The 15353-nt window shown below is 43.3% G+C and carries 12 protein-coding genes, 19 tRNA genes and 3 rRNA genes; 33 read left to right on the forward strand and 1 reads right to left on the reverse strand.

What is annotated here, in order from left to right; all coding sequences use genetic code 11:
- The first annotated feature begins 82 nt into the window (after positions 1–82).
- The 33 genes from HW271_RS01805 to HW271_RS01965 all read left to right on the forward strand — a co-directional run bounded on the left by HW271_RS01805 (position 83) and on the right by HW271_RS01965 (position 14939).
- The gene (locus HW271_RS01805) at positions 83–451 is read left to right on the forward strand and encodes a hypothetical protein (protein WP_004254107.1); all 369 of its coding nucleotides are present in this window, start codon (positions 83–85) and stop codon (positions 449–451) included.
- 132 nt (positions 452–583) lie between these two features.
- Positions 584–1276 carry a phosphoglycerate mutase gene (locus tag HW271_RS01810; protein ID WP_000240128.1) on the forward strand — a complete coding sequence of 231 codons (693 nt, stop codon included), beginning with the start codon at positions 584–586 and terminating at the stop codon, positions 1274–1276.
- A 120-nt stretch (positions 1277–1396) separates the two neighbouring features.
- Complete coding sequence (rpmG, locus tag HW271_RS01815; RefSeq protein ID WP_001809375.1) at positions 1397–1549, forward strand: 50S ribosomal protein L33; 153 nt, start codon at positions 1397–1399, stop codon at positions 1547–1549.
- A 9-nt stretch (positions 1550–1558) separates the two neighbouring features.
- A complete protein-coding gene (gene secE / locus HW271_RS01820; protein WP_004254104.1) occupies positions 1559–1735 on the forward strand; it encodes a preprotein translocase subunit SecE in 177 nt (58 codons plus the stop codon).
- A gap of 49 nt (positions 1736–1784) precedes the next feature.
- Positions 1785–2321, forward strand: a complete 537-nt coding sequence (gene nusG, locus HW271_RS01825; protein ID WP_004254102.1) for a transcription termination/antitermination protein NusG — start codon at positions 1785–1787, stop codon at positions 2319–2321.
- 109 nt (positions 2322–2430) lie between these two features.
- A tRNA-Glu gene (locus tag HW271_RS01830) sits at positions 2431–2502 on the forward strand.
- Between the two features lie 227 nt (positions 2503–2729).
- A 16S ribosomal RNA gene (locus HW271_RS01835) occupies positions 2730–4277 on the forward strand.
- A 50-nt stretch (positions 4278–4327) separates the two neighbouring features.
- Positions 4328–4400 (forward strand) — tRNA-Ala (locus tag HW271_RS01840).
- A gap of 124 nt (positions 4401–4524) precedes the next feature.
- A 23S ribosomal RNA gene (locus tag HW271_RS01845) occupies positions 4525–7427 on the forward strand.
- A gap of 77 nt (positions 7428–7504) precedes the next feature.
- Positions 7505–7620, forward strand: a 5S ribosomal RNA gene (rrf, locus tag HW271_RS01850).
- Together the 16S, 23S and 5S rRNA genes with 19 tRNA genes alongside form the textbook arrangement of a ribosomal RNA operon.
- Positions 7621–7624: 4 nt before the next feature.
- Positions 7625–7697 (forward strand) — tRNA-Val (locus tag HW271_RS01855).
- 2 nt (positions 7698–7699) lie between these two features.
- Positions 7700–7772, forward strand: a tRNA-Asp gene (locus tag HW271_RS01860).
- An 18-nt stretch (positions 7773–7790) separates the two neighbouring features.
- Positions 7791–7863: transfer RNA gene (locus tag HW271_RS01865), tRNA-Lys, on the forward strand.
- 5 nt (positions 7864–7868) lie between these two features.
- Positions 7869–7950: transfer RNA gene (locus HW271_RS01870), tRNA-Leu, on the forward strand.
- Between the two features lie 12 nt (positions 7951–7962).
- Positions 7963–8035: transfer RNA gene (locus HW271_RS01875), tRNA-Thr, on the forward strand.
- A gap of 27 nt (positions 8036–8062) precedes the next feature.
- Positions 8063–8134: transfer RNA gene (locus HW271_RS01880), tRNA-Gly, on the forward strand.
- 7 nt (positions 8135–8141) lie between these two features.
- A tRNA-Leu gene (locus HW271_RS01885) sits at positions 8142–8227 on the forward strand.
- Between the two features lie 11 nt (positions 8228–8238).
- Positions 8239–8312: transfer RNA gene (locus tag HW271_RS01890), tRNA-Arg, on the forward strand.
- A gap of 14 nt (positions 8313–8326) precedes the next feature.
- Positions 8327–8400, forward strand: a tRNA-Pro gene (locus tag HW271_RS01895).
- Positions 8401–8405: 5 nt separating this feature from the next.
- Positions 8406–8479 (forward strand) — tRNA-Met (locus HW271_RS01900).
- Positions 8480–8492: 13 nt separating this feature from the next.
- Positions 8493–8566: transfer RNA gene (locus tag HW271_RS01905), tRNA-Ile, on the forward strand.
- Positions 8567–8576: 10 nt separating this feature from the next.
- Positions 8577–8666, forward strand: a tRNA-Ser gene (locus tag HW271_RS01910).
- Between the two features lie 10 nt (positions 8667–8676).
- Positions 8677–8750, forward strand: a tRNA-Met gene (locus tag HW271_RS01915).
- A 4-nt stretch (positions 8751–8754) separates the two neighbouring features.
- Positions 8755–8827, forward strand: a tRNA-Phe gene (locus tag HW271_RS01920).
- A gap of 19 nt (positions 8828–8846) precedes the next feature.
- Positions 8847–8917: transfer RNA gene (locus tag HW271_RS01925), tRNA-Gly, on the forward strand.
- Between the two features lie 32 nt (positions 8918–8949).
- Positions 8950–9023, forward strand: a tRNA-Ile gene (locus HW271_RS01930).
- Between the two features lie 6 nt (positions 9024–9029).
- Positions 9030–9117 (forward strand) — tRNA-Ser (locus tag HW271_RS01935).
- A gap of 129 nt (positions 9118–9246) precedes the next feature.
- Complete coding sequence (locus HW271_RS01940) at positions 9247–10392, forward strand: DUF4767 domain-containing protein (RefSeq protein WP_178894636.1); 1146 nt, start codon at positions 9247–9249, stop codon at positions 10390–10392.
- A 152-nt stretch (positions 10393–10544) separates the two neighbouring features.
- Positions 10545–11249: a hypothetical protein gene (locus HW271_RS01945; RefSeq protein ID WP_178894637.1), complete on the forward strand. Its 705-nt coding sequence runs from the start codon at positions 10545–10547 to the stop codon at positions 11247–11249.
- Between the two features lie 133 nt (positions 11250–11382).
- Positions 11383–11832, forward strand: coding sequence for a MarR family winged helix-turn-helix transcriptional regulator (locus tag HW271_RS01950; RefSeq protein ID WP_178894638.1), 450 nt, complete (start codon positions 11383–11385; stop codon positions 11830–11832).
- An 18-nt stretch (positions 11833–11850) separates the two neighbouring features.
- Positions 11851–12705, forward strand: a complete 855-nt coding sequence (locus tag HW271_RS01955) for an SDR family oxidoreductase (protein ID WP_178894639.1) — start codon at positions 11851–11853, stop codon at positions 12703–12705.
- Positions 12698–13426: an ABC transporter ATP-binding protein gene (locus HW271_RS01960; protein WP_178894640.1), complete on the forward strand. Its 729-nt coding sequence runs from the start codon at positions 12698–12700 to the stop codon at positions 13424–13426. Before HW271_RS01955 ends, HW271_RS01960 begins: the two co-directional genes overlap by 8 nt.
- Positions 13419–14939 carry an ABC transporter permease/substrate-binding protein gene (locus HW271_RS01965; protein WP_178894641.1) on the forward strand — a complete coding sequence of 507 codons (1521 nt, stop codon included), beginning with the start codon at positions 13419–13421 and terminating at the stop codon, positions 14937–14939. Before HW271_RS01960 ends, HW271_RS01965 begins: the two co-directional genes overlap by 8 nt.
- A 52-nt stretch (positions 14940–14991) precedes the next feature.
- Here the strand turns inward: HW271_RS01965 and HW271_RS01970 are convergent, their stop codons facing one another.
- Positions 14992–15327, reverse strand: coding sequence for a hypothetical protein (locus HW271_RS01970; RefSeq protein WP_045615243.1), 336 nt, complete (start codon positions 15325–15327; stop codon positions 14992–14994).
- Positions 15328–15353 lie beyond the last annotated feature (26 nt).

Below are 15353 nucleotides of genomic sequence, written 5' to 3' on the forward strand. Positions count from 1 at the left end.
AAATTCCTGTATTTTTTTAAAAAATAAAAACTTTAATAAAAATATGGTATAATATACCTTATTAGAATAAAAGGAGATATTTATGAAGACAAAAACACTAGCACAAGTAGATGGCTTTATTGGTATTATTGCAGGGGCAATTTTAGCTTTCTTACCAATTTTTATGGTATTTCTTGCAGCCATTTCTGAAGACGAAGATGCTGCAGGGCTAATTTTGGGCATTATTTTCATTGTTTTCTCTTTAGTGAAAATTGCAACCCTCATTCTTGGAATCCTCTCACTTGTCTACTATAAGGATGACAATCGTATTTCACTAGCACCATCGATTCTATTTATCGTTGGATCTGTAGTTGCCTTGATTCCTTTCCTTGGGTGGATTGGTGGAATCGTCCTTGTCATTGGTGGAGCTTTGTACCTAGCAAGCTTGAAACAATTTAGAATTGAAGAATAAATTATTTTTTAGGGAAGAGTCCATGACCTCTTCTCTTTTTCGTTGATTTTAACTAGCTTTTTTGTGAAAAATTGTGTAAAATAGAATAGATAAACGAGGGCAACCTCGAAAAATAAAAGGAGAATCCAACTAATGGTAAAATTGGTTTTCGCTCGCCACGGTGAGTCTGAATGGAACAAAGCTAACCTTTTCACAGGATGGGCTGACGTAGATCTTTCTGAAAAAGGTACTCAACAAGCTATCGATGCTGGTAAATTGATTAAAGAAGCTGGTATTGAATTTGACCAAGCTTACACTTCAGTATTGAAACGTGCAATCAAAACAACTAACCTTGCACTTGAAGCATCTGACCAACTTTGGGTTCCAGTTGAAAAATCATGGCGCTTGAACGAACGTCACTACGGTGGTTTGACTGGTAAAAACAAAGCTGAAGCTGCTGAACAATTTGGTGATGAGCAAGTTCACATCTGGCGTCGTTCATACGATGTATTGCCTCCAGCAATGGATCGTGATGATGAGCACTCAGCACATACAGACCGTCGTTACGCATCACTTGATGACTCAGTAATTCCAGATGCTGAAAACTTGAAAGTGACTTTGGAACGTGCTCTTCCATTCTGGGAAGATAAAATTGCTCCAGCACTTAAAGATGGTAAAAACGTATTCGTAGGTGCACACGGTAACTCAATCCGCGCCCTTGTAAAACACATCAAACAATTGTCAGACGACGAAATCATGGATGTGGAAATCCCTAACTTCCCACCATTGGTATTCGAATTTGACGAAAAATTGAACGTAGTTTCTGAATACTATCTTGGTAAATAATGTAAAATAGAGTCTAGGATTATTCCTAGGCTTTTTTATTTTAAAAATAGGAAAATGCAGAGTGCAATTTAACTTGTCAAAGACAAGGATTCTTGTTATAATAGATAGGATGGAGGCGCTATGGCACTTAAAAAAGCAAGTTTAGCCTGTGCGGTTTGTGGTTCAAGAAACTACTCAATTAAAATTAGTGGGAATCCAAAACCGACTCGCTTAGAAGTAAATAAATTTTGTAAACATTGTGGTAAATACACAACACATCGAGAAACGAGATAGGAGATAAGAATGGGTTTTATAAAGGATATCTTTACACTTCTTAAAGATACAACTTGGCCAACTCGAAAACAAAGTTGGGTAGATTTCAAATCTATCATGGAATACACTGCCTTCTTTGTTGTCATCATTTATATTTTTGACCAGTTAATCGTTAGCGGATTGATCCGATTCATTAACATTTTTTAAGATAATATAAATAGGCTGAAAGAAGTTTACCATTAAGAAAGGAAAAAAGATGGATAGTTTTGATAAAGGATGGTTTGTCCTACAAACATATTCTGGTTATGAAAATAAAGTAAAAGAAAATCTCTTGCAACGTGCACAAACATACAATATGTTGGATAATATCCTACGTGTGGAAATTCCAACTCAAACTGTGCAAGTTGAAAAAAATGGGAAGAAAAAAGAAGTTGAAGAAAATCGCTTCCCAGGATATGTTCTTGTGGAAATGGTTATGACTGATGAAGCTTGGTTTGTAGTTCGTAATACACCAAACGTTACGGGATTTGTCGGCTCACACGGGAACAGATCTAAACCAACTCCACTTTTGGAACAAGAAATCAGAGATATCTTGGTATCAATGGGACAAACAGTTCAAGAATTCGATATCAATGTTGAAGTTGGTCAAACAGTTCGAATCATTGATGGTGCCTTTGCTGATTACACAGGAAAAATTACTGAAATTGATAATAACAAAGTGAAAATGATTATTTCAATGTTTGGTAATGATACAGTAGCAGAAGTAAACTTGAATCAAATTGCTGAATTGTAATCTCAGTTTCTCATCTACTTGTGAATCTAGAATCCTGTCAACTAATTTTCAAAAAACTAGTTGACAAGATTCTAAAAGTAGGTATAATAGAAAGAGTTGAAAAAGCTCAGGTCCGTTGGTCAAGGGGTTAAGACACCGCCTTTTCACGGCGGTAACACGGGTTCGAATCCCGTACGGACTATGGGTGTATCGCGGTTGATGGAAATAGGATTTAAAAAAAGTTAAAAAAACCTGTTGACAGAGAAAAGTGACTGTGATATACTAATATAGTTGTCGTAAGCGCGACAAAGACCTTTGAAAACTGAACAAGACGAACCAATGTGCAGGGCACTATAACTGATGTTATAGTACTGAACAATGAAAAAACAATAAATCTGTCAGTGACAGAAATGAGTGAGAACTCAAACTTTTAATGAGAGTTTGATCCTGGCTCAGGACGAACGCTGGCGGCGTGCCTAATACATGCAAGTAGAACGCTGAAGCTTGGTGCTTGCACCGAGCGGATGAGTTGCGAACGGGTGAGTAACGCGTAGGTAACCTGCCTGGTAGCGGGGGATAACTATTGGAAACGATAGCTAATACCGCATAACAGTAGATATCGCATGATATGTGCTTGAAAGGTGCAATTGCACCACTACCAGATGGACCTGCGTTGTATTAGCTAGTTGGTGAGGTAACGGCTCACCAAGGCAACGATACATAGCCGACCTGAGAGGGTGATCGGCCACACTGGGACTGAGACACGGCCCAGACTCCTACGGGAGGCAGCAGTAGGGAATCTTCGGCAATGGACGGAAGTCTGACCGAGCAACGCCGCGTGAGTGAAGAAGGTTTTCGGATCGTAAAGCTCTGTTGTAAGAGAAGAACGAGTGTGAGAGTGGAAAGTTCACACTGTGACGGTATCTTACCAGAAAGGGACGGCTAACTACGTGCCAGCAGCCGCGGTAATACGTAGGTCCCGAGCGTTGTCCGGATTTATTGGGCGTAAAGCGAGCGCAGGCGGTTAGATAAGTCTGAAGTTAAAGGCTGTGGCTTAACCATAGTACGCTTTGGAAACTGTTTAACTTGAGTGCAAGAGGGGAGAGTGGAATTCCATGTGTAGCGGTGAAATGCGTAGATATATGGAGGAACACCGGTGGCGAAAGCGGCTCTCTGGCTTGTAACTGACGCTGAGGCTCGAAAGCGTGGGGAGCAAACAGGATTAGATACCCTGGTAGTCCACGCCGTAAACGATGAGTGCTAGGTGTTAGACCCTTTCCGGGGTTTAGTGCCGTAGCTAACGCATTAAGCACTCCGCCTGGGGAGTACGACCGCAAGGTTGAAACTCAAAGGAATTGACGGGGGCCCGCACAAGCGGTGGAGCATGTGGTTTAATTCGAAGCAACGCGAAGAACCTTACCAGGTCTTGACATCCCTCTGACCACTCTAGAGATAGAGTTTTCCTTCGGGACAGAGGTGACAGGTGGTGCATGGTTGTCGTCAGCTCGTGTCGTGAGATGTTGGGTTAAGTCCCGCAACGAGCGCAACCCCTATTGTTAGTTGCCATCATTCAGTTGGGCACTCTAGCGAGACTGCCGGTAATAAACCGGAGGAAGGTGGGGATGACGTCAAATCATCATGCCCCTTATGACCTGGGCTACACACGTGCTACAATGGCTGGTACAACGAGTCGCAAGTCGGTGACGGCAAGCTAATCTCTTAAAGCCAGTCTCAGTTCGGATTGTAGGCTGCAACTCGCCTACATGAAGTCGGAATCGCTAGTAATCGCGGATCAGCACGCCGCGGTGAATACGTTCCCGGGCCTTGTACACACCGCCCGTCACACCACGAGAGTTTGTAACACCCGAAGTCGGTGAGGTAACCATTAGGAGCCAGCCGCCTAAGGTGGGATAGATGATTGGGGTGAAGTCGTAACAAGGTAGCCGTATCGGAAGGTGCGGCTGGATCACCTCCTTTCTAAGGATAAGGAATGCACATTGGTCTTGTTTAGTCTTGAGAGGTCTTGTGGGGCCTTAGCTCAGCTGGGAGAGCGCCTGCTTTGCACGCAGGAGGTCAGCGGTTCGATCCCGCTAGGCTCCATTGGTGAGAGATCACCAAGTAATGCACATTGAAAATTGAATATCTATATCAAATAGTAACAAGAAAATAAACCGAAAACGCTGTAGTATTAATAAGAGTTTATGACTGAAAGGTCAAAAAATAAGGTTAAGTTAATAAGGGCGCACGGTGGATGCCTTGGCACTAGGAGCCGAAGAAGGACGTGACAAACGACGATATGCCTTGGGTAGCTGTAAGTAAGCGATGATCCAGGGATTTCCGAATGGGGGAACCCAACAGGTACTACCTGTTACCCATATCTGTTAAGGATATGAGGAGGAAGACGCAGTGAACTGAAACATCTAAGTAGCTGCAGGAAGAGAAAGCAAAAGCGATTGCCTTAGTAGCGGCGAGCGAAACGGCAGGAGGGCAAACCGAAGAGTTTACTCTTCGGGGTTGTAGGACTGCAATGTGGACACAAAGATTATAGAAGAATGGTTTGGGAAAATCAGCCAAAGAGAGTGAGAGCCTCGTATTTTAAATAGTCTTTGTACCTAGCAGTATCCTGAGTACGGCGGGACACGTGAAATCCCGTCGGAATCTGGGAGGACCATCTCCCAACCCTAAATACTCCCTAGTGACCGATAGTGAACCAGTACCGTGAGGGAAAGGTGAAAAGCACCCCGGGAGGGGAGTGAAATAGAACCTGAAACCGTGTGCCTACAACAAGTTCGAGCCCGTTAATGGGTGAGAGCGTGCCTTTTGTAGAATGAACCGGCGAGTTACGATATGATGCGAGGTTAAGTTGAAGAGACGGAGCCGTAGGGAAACCGAGTCTGAATAGGGCGCTTTAGTATTATGTCGTAGACCCGAAACCATGTGACCTACCCATGAGCAGGTTGAAGGTGCGGTAAGACGCACTGGAGGACCGAACCAGGGCACGTTGAAAAGTGCTTGGATGACTTGTGGGTAGCGGAGAAATTCCAAACGAACTTGGAGATAGCTGGTTCTCTCCGAAATAGCTTTAGGGCTAGCGTCGACATCAAGATTCTTGGAGGTAGAGCACTGTTTGGGTGAGGGGTCCATCCCGGATTACCAATCTCAGATAAACTCCGAATGCCAATGAATTATGGTCGGCAGTCAGACTGCGAGTGCTAAGATCCGTAGTCGAAAGGGAAACAGCCCAGACCACCAGCTAAGGTCCCAAAATAATTGTTAAGTGGAAAAGGATGTGGGGTTGCACAGACAACTAGGATGTTAGCTTAGAAGCAGCTATTCATTCAAAGAGTGCGTAATAGCTCACTAGTCGAGTGACCCTGCGCCGAAAATGTACCGGGGCTAAAACAATTTACCGAAGCTGTGGATACCTTTATAGGTATGGTAGGAGAGCGTTCTATGTGTGGCGAAGGTGTACCGTGAGGAGCGCTGGAACGCATAGAAGTGAGAATGCCGGTATGAGTAGCGAAAGACAGGTGAGAATCCTGTCCACCGTAAGACTAAGGTTTCCAGGGGAAGGCTCGTCCGCCCTGGGTTAGTCGGGACCTAAGGAGAGACCGAAAGGTGTATCCGATGGACAACAGGTTGATATTCCTGTACTAGAGTATGTAGTGATGGAGGGACGCAGTAGGCTAACTAAAGCAGACGATTGGAAGTGTCTGTCTAAGCAGTGAGGTGTGAATTGAGTTAAATGCTTAATTCTATAACATTGAGCTGTGATGGGGAGCGAAGTTTAGTAGCGAAGTTAGTGACGTCACACTGCCAAGAAAAGCTTCTAGCGTTTAAACATACTCTACCCGTACCGCAAACCGACACAGGTAGTCGAGGCGAGTAGCCTCAGGTGAGCGAGAGAACTCTCGTTAAGGAACTCGGCAAAATGACCCCGTAACTTCGGGAGAAGGGGTGCTGACTTTAGGTCAGCCGCAGTGAATAGGCCCAAGCAACTGTTTATCAAAAACACAGCTCTCTGCTAAATCGTAAGATGATGTATAGGGGGTGACGCCTGCCCGGTGCTGGAAGGTTAAGAGGAGTGCTTAGAGGTAACTCGAAGGTATGAATTGAAGCCCCAGTAAACGGCGGCCGTAACTATAACGGTCCTAAGGTAGCGAAATTCCTTGTCGGGTAAGTTCCGACCCGCACGAAAGGCGTAATGATTTGGGCACTGTCTCAACGAGAGACTCGGTGAAATTTTAGTACCTGTGAAGATGCAGGTTACCCGCGACAGGACGGAAAGACCCCATGGAGCTTTACTGCAGTTTGATATTGAGTGTCTGTACCACATGTACAGGATAGGTAGGAGTCTATGAGATCGGGACGCCAGTTTCGAAGGAGACGTTGTTGGGATACTACCCTTGTGTTATGGCCACTCTAACCCGGATAGGTGATCCCTATCGGAGACAGTGTCTGACGGGCAGTTTGACTGGGGCGGTCGCCTCCTAAAAGGTAACGGAGGCGCCCAAAGGTTCCCTCAGAATGGTTGGAAATCATTCGCAGAGTGTAAAGGTATAAGGGAGCTTGACTGCGAGAGCTACAACTCGAGCAGGGACGAAAGTCGGGCTTAGTGATCCGGTGGTTCCGTATGGAAGGGCCATCGCTCAACGGATAAAAGCTACCCTGGGGATAACAGGCTTATCTCCCCCAAGAGTTCACATCGACGGGGAGGTTTGGCACCTCGATGTCGGCTCGTCGCATCCTGGGGCTGTAGTCGGTCCCAAGGGTTGGGCTGTTCGCCCATTAAAGCGGCACGCGAGCTGGGTTCAGAACGTCGTGAGACAGTTCGGTCCCTATCCGTCGCGGGCGTAGGAAATTTGAGAGGATCTGCTCCTAGTACGAGAGGACCAGAGTGGACTTACCGCTGGTGTACCAGTTGTCTTGCCAAAGGCATCGCTGGGTAGCTATGTAGGGAAGGGATAAACGCTGAAAGCATCTAAGTGTGAAACCCACCTCAAGATGAGATTTCCCATGATTTTATATCAGTAAGAGCCCTGAGAGATGATCAGGTAGATAGGTTAGAAGTGGAAGTGTGGCGACACATGTAGCGGACTAATACTAATAGCTCGAGGACTTATCCAAAGTAACTGAGAATACGAAGTGTGAAGGTTTTCTTGGAATTTGATAGATATTCAATTTTGAGTAGGTATTACTCAGAGTTAAGTGACGATAGCCTAGGAGATACACCTGTACCCATGCCGAACACAGAAGTTAAGCCCTAGAACGCCGGAAGTAGTTGGGGGTTGCCCCCTGTGAGATATGGAAGTCGCTTAGCTCGAGGGAGTTTAGCTCAGCTGGGAGAGCATCTGCCTTACAAGCAGAGGGTCAGCGGTTCGATCCCGTTAACTCCCATAGGTCCCGTAGTGTAGCGGTTATCACGTCGCCCTGTCACGGCGAAGATCGCGGGTTCGATTCCCGTCGGGACCGTAATAACGAAAGTTATTTGACTCGTTAGCTCAGTTGGTAGAGCAATTGACTTTTAATCAATGGGTCACTGGTTCGAGCCCAGTACGGGTCATATTTGCGGGTTTGGCGGAATTGGCAGACGCACCAGATTTAGGATCTGGCGCTTAACGGCGTGGGGGTTCAAGTCCCTTAACCCGCATAATAGAAATCAGCCGGCTTAGCTCAGTTGGTAGAGCATCTGATTTGTAATCAGAGGGTCGCGTGTTCAAGTCATGTAGCCGGCATTTTTTTTAATATAAACCAGAGTCGATGCGAACGTAGTTCAGTGGTAGAACACCACCTTGCCAAGGTGGGGGTCGCGGGTTCGAATCCCGTCGTTCGCTTAGAGAGGCCGGGGTGGCGGAACTGGCAGACGCACAGGACTTAAAATCCTGCGATTGGTAACGATCGTACCGGTTCGATTCCGGTCCTCGGCATATATTGAAGAGCACCCTTAGCTCAACTGGATAGAGTACCTGACTACGAATCAGGCGGTTAGAGGTTCGACTCCTCTAGGGTGCATTAAACATTTAACTCGGGAAGTAGCTCAGCTTGGTAGAGTACTTGGTTTGGGACCAAGGTGTCGCAGGTTCGAATCCTGTCTTCCCGATTGATGGCGGTGTAGCTCAGCTGGCTAGAGCGTCCGGTTCATACCCGGGAGGTCGGGGGTTCGATCCCCTTCGCCGCTATAATGATCTTGTTGGACCTTTAGCTCAGCTGGTTAGAGCTCTCGGCTCATAACCGAGTGGTCGTAGGTTCAAGTCCTACAAGGTCCATTGAAATGTTGGAGGATTACCCAAGTCCGGCTGAAGGGAACGGTCTTGAAAACCGTCAGGCGTGTAAAAGCGTGCGTGGGTTCGAATCCCACATCCTCCTTTATTATTAACGCGGGATGGAGCAGCTCGGTAGCTCGTCGGGCTCATAACCCGAAGGTCGTAGGTTCAAATCCTGCTCCCGCAATATTGGCTCGGTAGCTCAGTTGGTAGAGCAATGGATTGAAGCTCCATGTGTCGGCGGTTCGATTCCGTCTCGCGCCATTTTTTAATATGATACTATGCGGGTGTAGTTTAGTGGTAAAACTACAGCCTTCCAAGCTGTTGTCGCGAGTTCGATTCTCGTCACCCGCTTTGAACTTTGTTCAAGTACCAAGTTTTTACTTGGGCGCGTAGCTCAGGTGGTTAGAGCGCACGCCTGATAAGCGTGAGGTCGGTGGTTCGAGTCCACTCGTGCCCATTAATAGGAGAATTACTCAAGAGGCTGAAGAGGACGGTTTGCTAAATCGTTAGGTCGGGTAACTGGCGCAAGGGTTCGAATCCCTTATTCTCCGTAATTAAAGAGCTGTTTAGCTCTTTTTTTATTGTCTTAGTCTTATATTATTCTTTTTATAACTGTTAAACATTTGATATAATGTAAGTGAAATCACTACAATAATTAGTTATCTACAAAGGAGTTCGTTATGGAATCTAAGAAGATCTTAGGAAGCTTGCTAGTTCTTTTCATAAGTCTTTTTATGTTTGGCTGTAGTAATCATAGCTCCGAAAATTCTAATCAGGGGCTTAGTTTATCAACAACTGTTAGTCAATCAAATACTAATGAACAAACTTCCGTAGAGGCTAAGAAAAATTTTAAAGAATTCTACAAGCCAGTTTTTGATAATTATCAAATAATACTTTCTACACCGAAGGATGTAAATGCAATTGCTGATCTCTATAAGAGTTTACAAGGTACTGAACGCCCTATCAATAGTTGGTCAGTTGAAAATGCGGTTTATCAAGCTGATAAGATGAGTTTTGCCTACGCGGATCTTAATAAAGATGGTGTAGAGGAATTGTTAATTGGCGTTGAGCAATCTAATGGTGGTTATTATATTTCGGGTCTTTATTATCTCGTAAATGAGAAACCGATACTTTTAGCAGAAGGCTTTGTAGCTGGTCATGGTGGAGCTAGAAATTCTATGAATATCTATAATGATGGAGATATCTTGGAATTAAGCTGGTCATCTGGTACAGGTGAAGGTAGGGGAGCACTTTATCATCTGAATTCTAGCCAGCAAGCAGCAAGTAAAGTTCAGGAACAGGACATTCGTGTACCAGGTAACAAAAGTTTGCATTCTGACTTTGGTAAAGCAGAGGCAGATTTAATGAATTTTAAGCAACTAGATTGGCAGAAATTTGAAAACTCTACTAGCACGACTATTTCGGGAGAAAAGCAAAAAGCTCCTTGGAATGCCAACAAATCTGCTAAATTAGAAGCTTTTATTAAAGACTGGGGAGAAAGACTTGGTCAACCTAATTACAAAAAAGGAATTGCTGGAGGAGATGTCGGTGCAGATAATCTCTATACCTTTGGTGATGGGCCGAGTGAAAAAATAAATGCGGAATACTCGGATAATGGGTTAGGAACTGCTAAGTATCGTATCGTAGAGCGCTATAGTAACTGGGATAAATTTCCAGATGTTCATAGCTATTACTTTGCGATAACCAATACAGGAGAAGCGATTGTCTTTCATTCACCGACAACTAATGGTGGGATTATGTACTTGAAACCAACCGAAAACACAGAAATACAAGCAGAGTTCAGACGCTTGGTTGAAGAAGACTAGAAAAATGAAGAATTTGGTCTTGGCTAAGCTCTTTTTATAAAAATCTCTTTTTTCATTTTTATATTCTTTGATTATTTAATTGTATGCTAGTGTTATATAAGAACGTAAAGCATTGTTTGATGATGACTCTATAATTCAGGGGAATAGAATATATGACAAAAATTGTGAAGTTTCATAGTATTTACTATAGATTTGTTCTTTTTATAGTTATTTTATATCTTTTGGGTGTTCATCAAATTGTTGGTCGAGGAACTCAAACAGTTAATATTTTTGATTACGCCTTCAGCTTCCATCAAACACAGTTAGGGTATTTCCTTCTTTTATTAATTCTAGTTGGCATTGGCATAAATCTTCTTTGTTCTTGGAAATTTTCTGTATCTCCAAAAGGGATTTATCTTAGAAGATTAGCTTTATTTGTTCCTTGGAGTGATATTAGTGGAGTTTCGCATGTTTGGATTAACAAGGCGAGTAATTTTAGTAGTGGGATTAATTTTTATAACAATAAATGTTTAGTTTTTTATCGTCATGATTACAAGCCAATTTGTATCTATAATATTTCTTTATTGGCTTTATTTGCTGTCAAACTCTTCAATCCTCAGATTAAGACGAATATATTATCAGCTATTTTTGCTACGGGATTTAATATTCTATTGAATGCTTTAATTTTCTTTTATCTTTATTTTTTTGAGTTAAAAACTCTTAGTTTTAGTTCTTTTTTACTTTTTTGCTTACTCTACTTTATAAAAATTTTTATCATTCCTTTATGCTTGGTTTCTAGTCAAAATTCTAAGTATGGTCCTTATCTGGGACATAGTAATTTCTTTAAGAGAAATGCTTCAGATGTGATTCATGTTTAATTTTATAAAAATGATGACTTTCTACTTTTTGGTAGGAAGTTTTTTATTATTTCTATATCGAAATAGTTGACAGATGTAATTCAGAGTGTTACTATAGTTCAAAAGGTTCGATATAGAACAAAAAGGAGACAAAATGGACAAGATGTTAGGGGGCTACCAAGCTCTACAGATTCGATTATTGAATGGACGTATCTTTCAAAAGTTGCTGAGCAAGGAACCAGATGCTCAATACCGAAGTGAACAGGGAAAAATTTTAACGATTTTGTGGAAGCAAGAGTTAGGGTGTGCTACTGCGACCGATATCGCTCTTGCGACGGGTTTAGCCAATAATACATTGACCAGTATGGTTAAGAAATTGGAAGAACAAGGTTTGGTCACGATTCAACCTTGCACGCAAGATAAAAGAAAAAAATATATCTCGTTGACAGACCTTGGTTGGGCGCAAAAAAAAATTGGAGACCGTGTTAGTCGGGAACTTGGAGAGATTTTCTACCAAGGCTTTTCAGATCAAGAAATCCGAGAATTTGAGGCCTATCAAGAGAGAATTATCTCAAATCTAAAAGCTAAAGAGAATGACATCTAGGGAAAGGAAGTAACAGTTATGATCGGAATTACAGGTGTAACAGGGAACTTAGGCTCCTATGTGGCTGATCTTATCGATAAAAAAGGAATCGCTTCCGTCCATCTAGCACGAAGCCCAGAGCGTGCAAAAGTTTACGCGTCTGCGGAAATACGTAGAATGTCGTATACAAATACTCCAAAAGTGGTTGAGGCCTTAAAGGGGATCGATATCTTGTTGATGGTTTCTGCTCGGGAAAATCCTGAGCGTGTCAAGGAGCACAAGGAGTTTTTAGATGCTGCAAAGCTAGCAGGAGTAGAGCATATCGTTTATACCTCCTTTTATGGGGCAGATGAGAAGGCGACTTTCACCTTGTCTCGAGATCATGCCCAGACTGAAGCCTATATCAAGGAATTAGGGTTCACCTACACTTTTTTGAGAGATAATTTTTACTTGGACTTCCTGATTGATATGGCGCTTGAAAATGGAGAGATTCGTGGTCCGGCCGGCAGTGGTCTTGTGTCAGCTGTTGCCCGTAAGGACACATCTAGGGTTGCAGCAGAGATTCTTTTAAATCCTAAGGAGTGGGAAAATCAAACCTTGAATCTGACAGGGCCTGAGGATCTTTCCATGGAAGAAATCGTAGCGCTTCTCTCGAAAGAGACCGGTAAGGACATCACGTATATAGATGAATCAGTAGAAGAAGCTTATGAGTCACGGAAAAAATGGCCAGCACAAACTTGGGAGTACGATGCCTGGGTCAGTACTTATACAGCGATTAAAGCTGGCGAACAGGCTGGGGTTTCAACAGATATCGAAAAAGTGCTAGGGCATCCAGCAAGCAGCCTTTTGGATATTCTTAGAGACAGAAAACTTATTGAGGAAAAACATGATTGAATACAAACACGTAGCCTTGCGCTACACGGATAAAAACATTTTAAAAGATGTCAATCTCCGAATTAAAAATGGAGAATTTATGGTGCTAGTGGGTCCTTCAGGTTCTGGAAAGACCACTATGATCAAGATGATTAACCGTCTTTTGGAGCCGACAGATGGCAATATCTATATGGATGGGAAACGCATCAAGGACTATGATGAACGGGAGTTACGTCTCAGTACCGGCTATGTCCTCCAAGCTATTGCCCTATTTCCTAACTTGACAGTTGCGGAAAATATTGCTCTGATTCCTGAGATGAAGGGCTGGAGCAAGGAGAAAATTGCCTCTAAAACCGAAGAACTCTTGAACAAGGTTGGCCTGCCTGCTGCAGACTATGCCCATCGTTTACCAAGCGAGTTATCGGGTGGGGAGCAACAGCGGATTGGCATTGTGCGGGCCATCATTGCAGAGCCAAAGATTCTATTGATGGACGAGCCTTTTTCAGCCTTGGATGCCATCTCTCGCAAGCAGTTGCAAGCTCTCACCAAAGACTTGCATAAGGAGTTTGGTATGACGACTATTTTCGTTACTCATGATACGGACGAGGCTTTAAAATTAGGTGACCGGATTGCGGTTTTGCAGGATGGGGAAATTCGCCAGGTCGCAGAACCTGAAACAATTTTACAAGCGCCTGCGACAGACTTTGTAGCAAACTTGTTTGGAGGTAAACTTCATGTCTAATTTGATTTCAACCTTTCAAGAGCGATTTAGTGAATGGGTAACAGCTCTAGGACAACACTTACAATTGTCTCTTTTGACCTTATTGGTTGCTATTTTTCTGACCATTCCGCTGGCGGTTTATCTAAATGGTCACAAAAAAGTAGCGAACTGGGTGCTACAAGTTGCGGGTATCTTCCAGACCATTCCCTCAATGGCTTTGTTGGGTCTCTTTATTCCTTTCATGGGAATTGGAACCTTACCAGCCCTCACAGCCCTTGTTATTTACGCTATTTTCCCGATTTTAGAAAATACGATTACAGCCCTGAACGGCATTGATCCTAGTCTTGAGGAGGCAGGGATTGCTTTTGGAATGACCAAGTGGGAGCGACTCAAAAAGTTTGAAATTCCACTGGCCATGCCTGTCATTGTATCGGGGGTTCGTACAGCAACCGTTATGATCATTGGGACAGCAACTCTAGCTGCTCTTGTGGGAGCTGGAGGACTAGGCTCCTTTATCCTTTTGGGAATTGATCGTCGGAATGCTAGTCTCATTTTAATCGGCGCAATCTCATCAGCCATTTTGGCCATTCTCTTTAATGTTATTCTCAAATGGTTGGAAAAGGCAAAGTTGCGTACGATTGTTGCAGCCTTTGCTGTTATGGTACTTGGTTTGGGAGCTAGTTATGCTCCAAGCATGATTCCAAATAAAGAGAAAGAAAATCTGGTTATAGCTGGGAAGTTGGGACCTGAACCTGAGATTCTCATGAATATGTATAAACTTCTCATCGAGGGAAATACGGATATGACGGTGACGGTCAAGCCTAACTTTGGGAAGACAGATTTCCTTTATCAAGCGCTGAAAAAAGGGGACATTGATATCTACCCAGAATTTTCTGGAACAGTGACAGAGAGTCTCCTCCAACCATCTCCACAAATTGGGCATGACCCAGAAAAGGTTTACGAGGTGGCTCGTGACGGCATTGCCAAACAGGATCAACTAGCCTTTCTTAAACCCATGGCTTATCAAAATACTTATGCTATAGCAGTTCCTAAAAAAATTGCGCAAGAATATGGGCTTAAGACGATTTCTGACTTGAAAAAAGTAGAAGGACAGCTCAAGGCGGGATTCACTCTGGAGTTTAATGACCGTGAGGATGGAAACAAGGGCTTGCAGTCTGTTTATGGATTGAATCTCAATGTGGCAACCATGGAACCAGCTCTTCGCTACCAAGCCATCCAGTCAGGTGATATTCAAATTACAGATGCTTACTCAACGGATGCTGAAATTGCTAGGTATGACTTGATGATTTTAGAAGATGATCAACACCTCTTCCCACCTTATCAAGGGGCTCCACTCATGAAAGCTGAGTTACTCGAAAAACATCCTGAGTTGGAAGATGTTCTTAATAAACTAGCTGGAAAAATCACCGAGAGCCAGATGAGTCAGATGAACTATCAAGTTGGTGTGGAAGGTAAATCAGCTGAAGAGGTTGCGCATGAGTTTCTCCTTCAAGAAGGAATACTTAAGCAATAATCAAAGGAGTATTAGTTTATGAGTATACAAAAAAGGATCAAAAGATCCTTTTTTATTGTACCAAGGCTAACAAGATGGTAAGCACCAGTGCAATTCCAATTCGAATCAGATGGTGGGCTGGATGGAAGTTTTCTTTTTGTTTGCCATTCCAATAGGCTCCGTAGCAAATTAATCCACAGCCAATCAGCCAAAGAGATAGTGCGATAATCGGCAAAAAGAAGTAGAGGAAGATAGATAAGGTCGCAAGGCTACTTCCGATAAGGAGAAATGTATTTCCTAGAGTGTGATTCCCTTTTTTAACTTCAGACAGAGAAGCCAATAAGTGAAGAAGAACAAAAGCAAGGGCAAAGAAGGCCGTAAAAAAGCCGAGAAGAATGGGGAAGAACATAGGGTTTCCTTTCTAAGATATGATTG

It is taken from the genome of Streptococcus sp. oral taxon 061 (assembly GCF_013394695.1).
Taxonomy (GTDB): domain Bacteria; phylum Bacillota; class Bacilli; order Lactobacillales; family Streptococcaceae; genus Streptococcus.

Bases quoted from the DNA above. Each gene is read 5' to 3' on its own strand.
- HW271_RS01805 (WP_004254107.1), top strand. From the start codon at position 83: ATGAAGACAAAAACACTAGCACAAGTAGATGGCTTTATTGGTATTATT.
- HW271_RS01950 (WP_178894638.1), top strand. From the start codon at position 11,383: ATGGACAAGATGTTAGGGGGCTACCAAGCTCTACAGATTCGATTATTG.
- secE (WP_004254104.1), top strand. From the start codon at position 1,559: ATGGGTTTTATAAAGGATATCTTTACACTTCTTAAAGATACAACTTGG.
- HW271_RS01940 (WP_178894636.1), top strand. From the start codon at position 9,247: ATGGAATCTAAGAAGATCTTAGGAAGCTTGCTAGTTCTTTTCATAAGT.
- rpmG (WP_001809375.1), top strand. From the start codon at position 1,397: ATGGCACTTAAAAAAGCAAGTTTAGCCTGTGCGGTTTGTGGTTCAAGA.
- HW271_RS01965 (WP_178894641.1), top strand. From the start codon at position 13,419: ATGTCTAATTTGATTTCAACCTTTCAAGAGCGATTTAGTGAATGGGTA.
- HW271_RS01970 (WP_045615243.1), bottom strand. From the start codon at position 15,327: ATGTTCTTCCCCATTCTTCTCGGCTTTTTTACGGCCTTCTTTGCCCTT.
- HW271_RS01960 (WP_178894640.1), top strand. From the start codon at position 12,698: ATGATTGAATACAAACACGTAGCCTTGCGCTACACGGATAAAAACATT.
- HW271_RS01955 (WP_178894639.1), top strand. From the start codon at position 11,851: ATGATCGGAATTACAGGTGTAACAGGGAACTTAGGCTCCTATGTGGCT.
- nusG (WP_004254102.1), top strand. From the start codon at position 1,785: ATGGATAGTTTTGATAAAGGATGGTTTGTCCTACAAACATATTCTGGT.
- HW271_RS01945 (WP_178894637.1), top strand. From the start codon at position 10,545: ATGACAAAAATTGTGAAGTTTCATAGTATTTACTATAGATTTGTTCTT.
- HW271_RS01810 (WP_000240128.1), top strand. From the start codon at position 584: ATGGTAAAATTGGTTTTCGCTCGCCACGGTGAGTCTGAATGGAACAAA.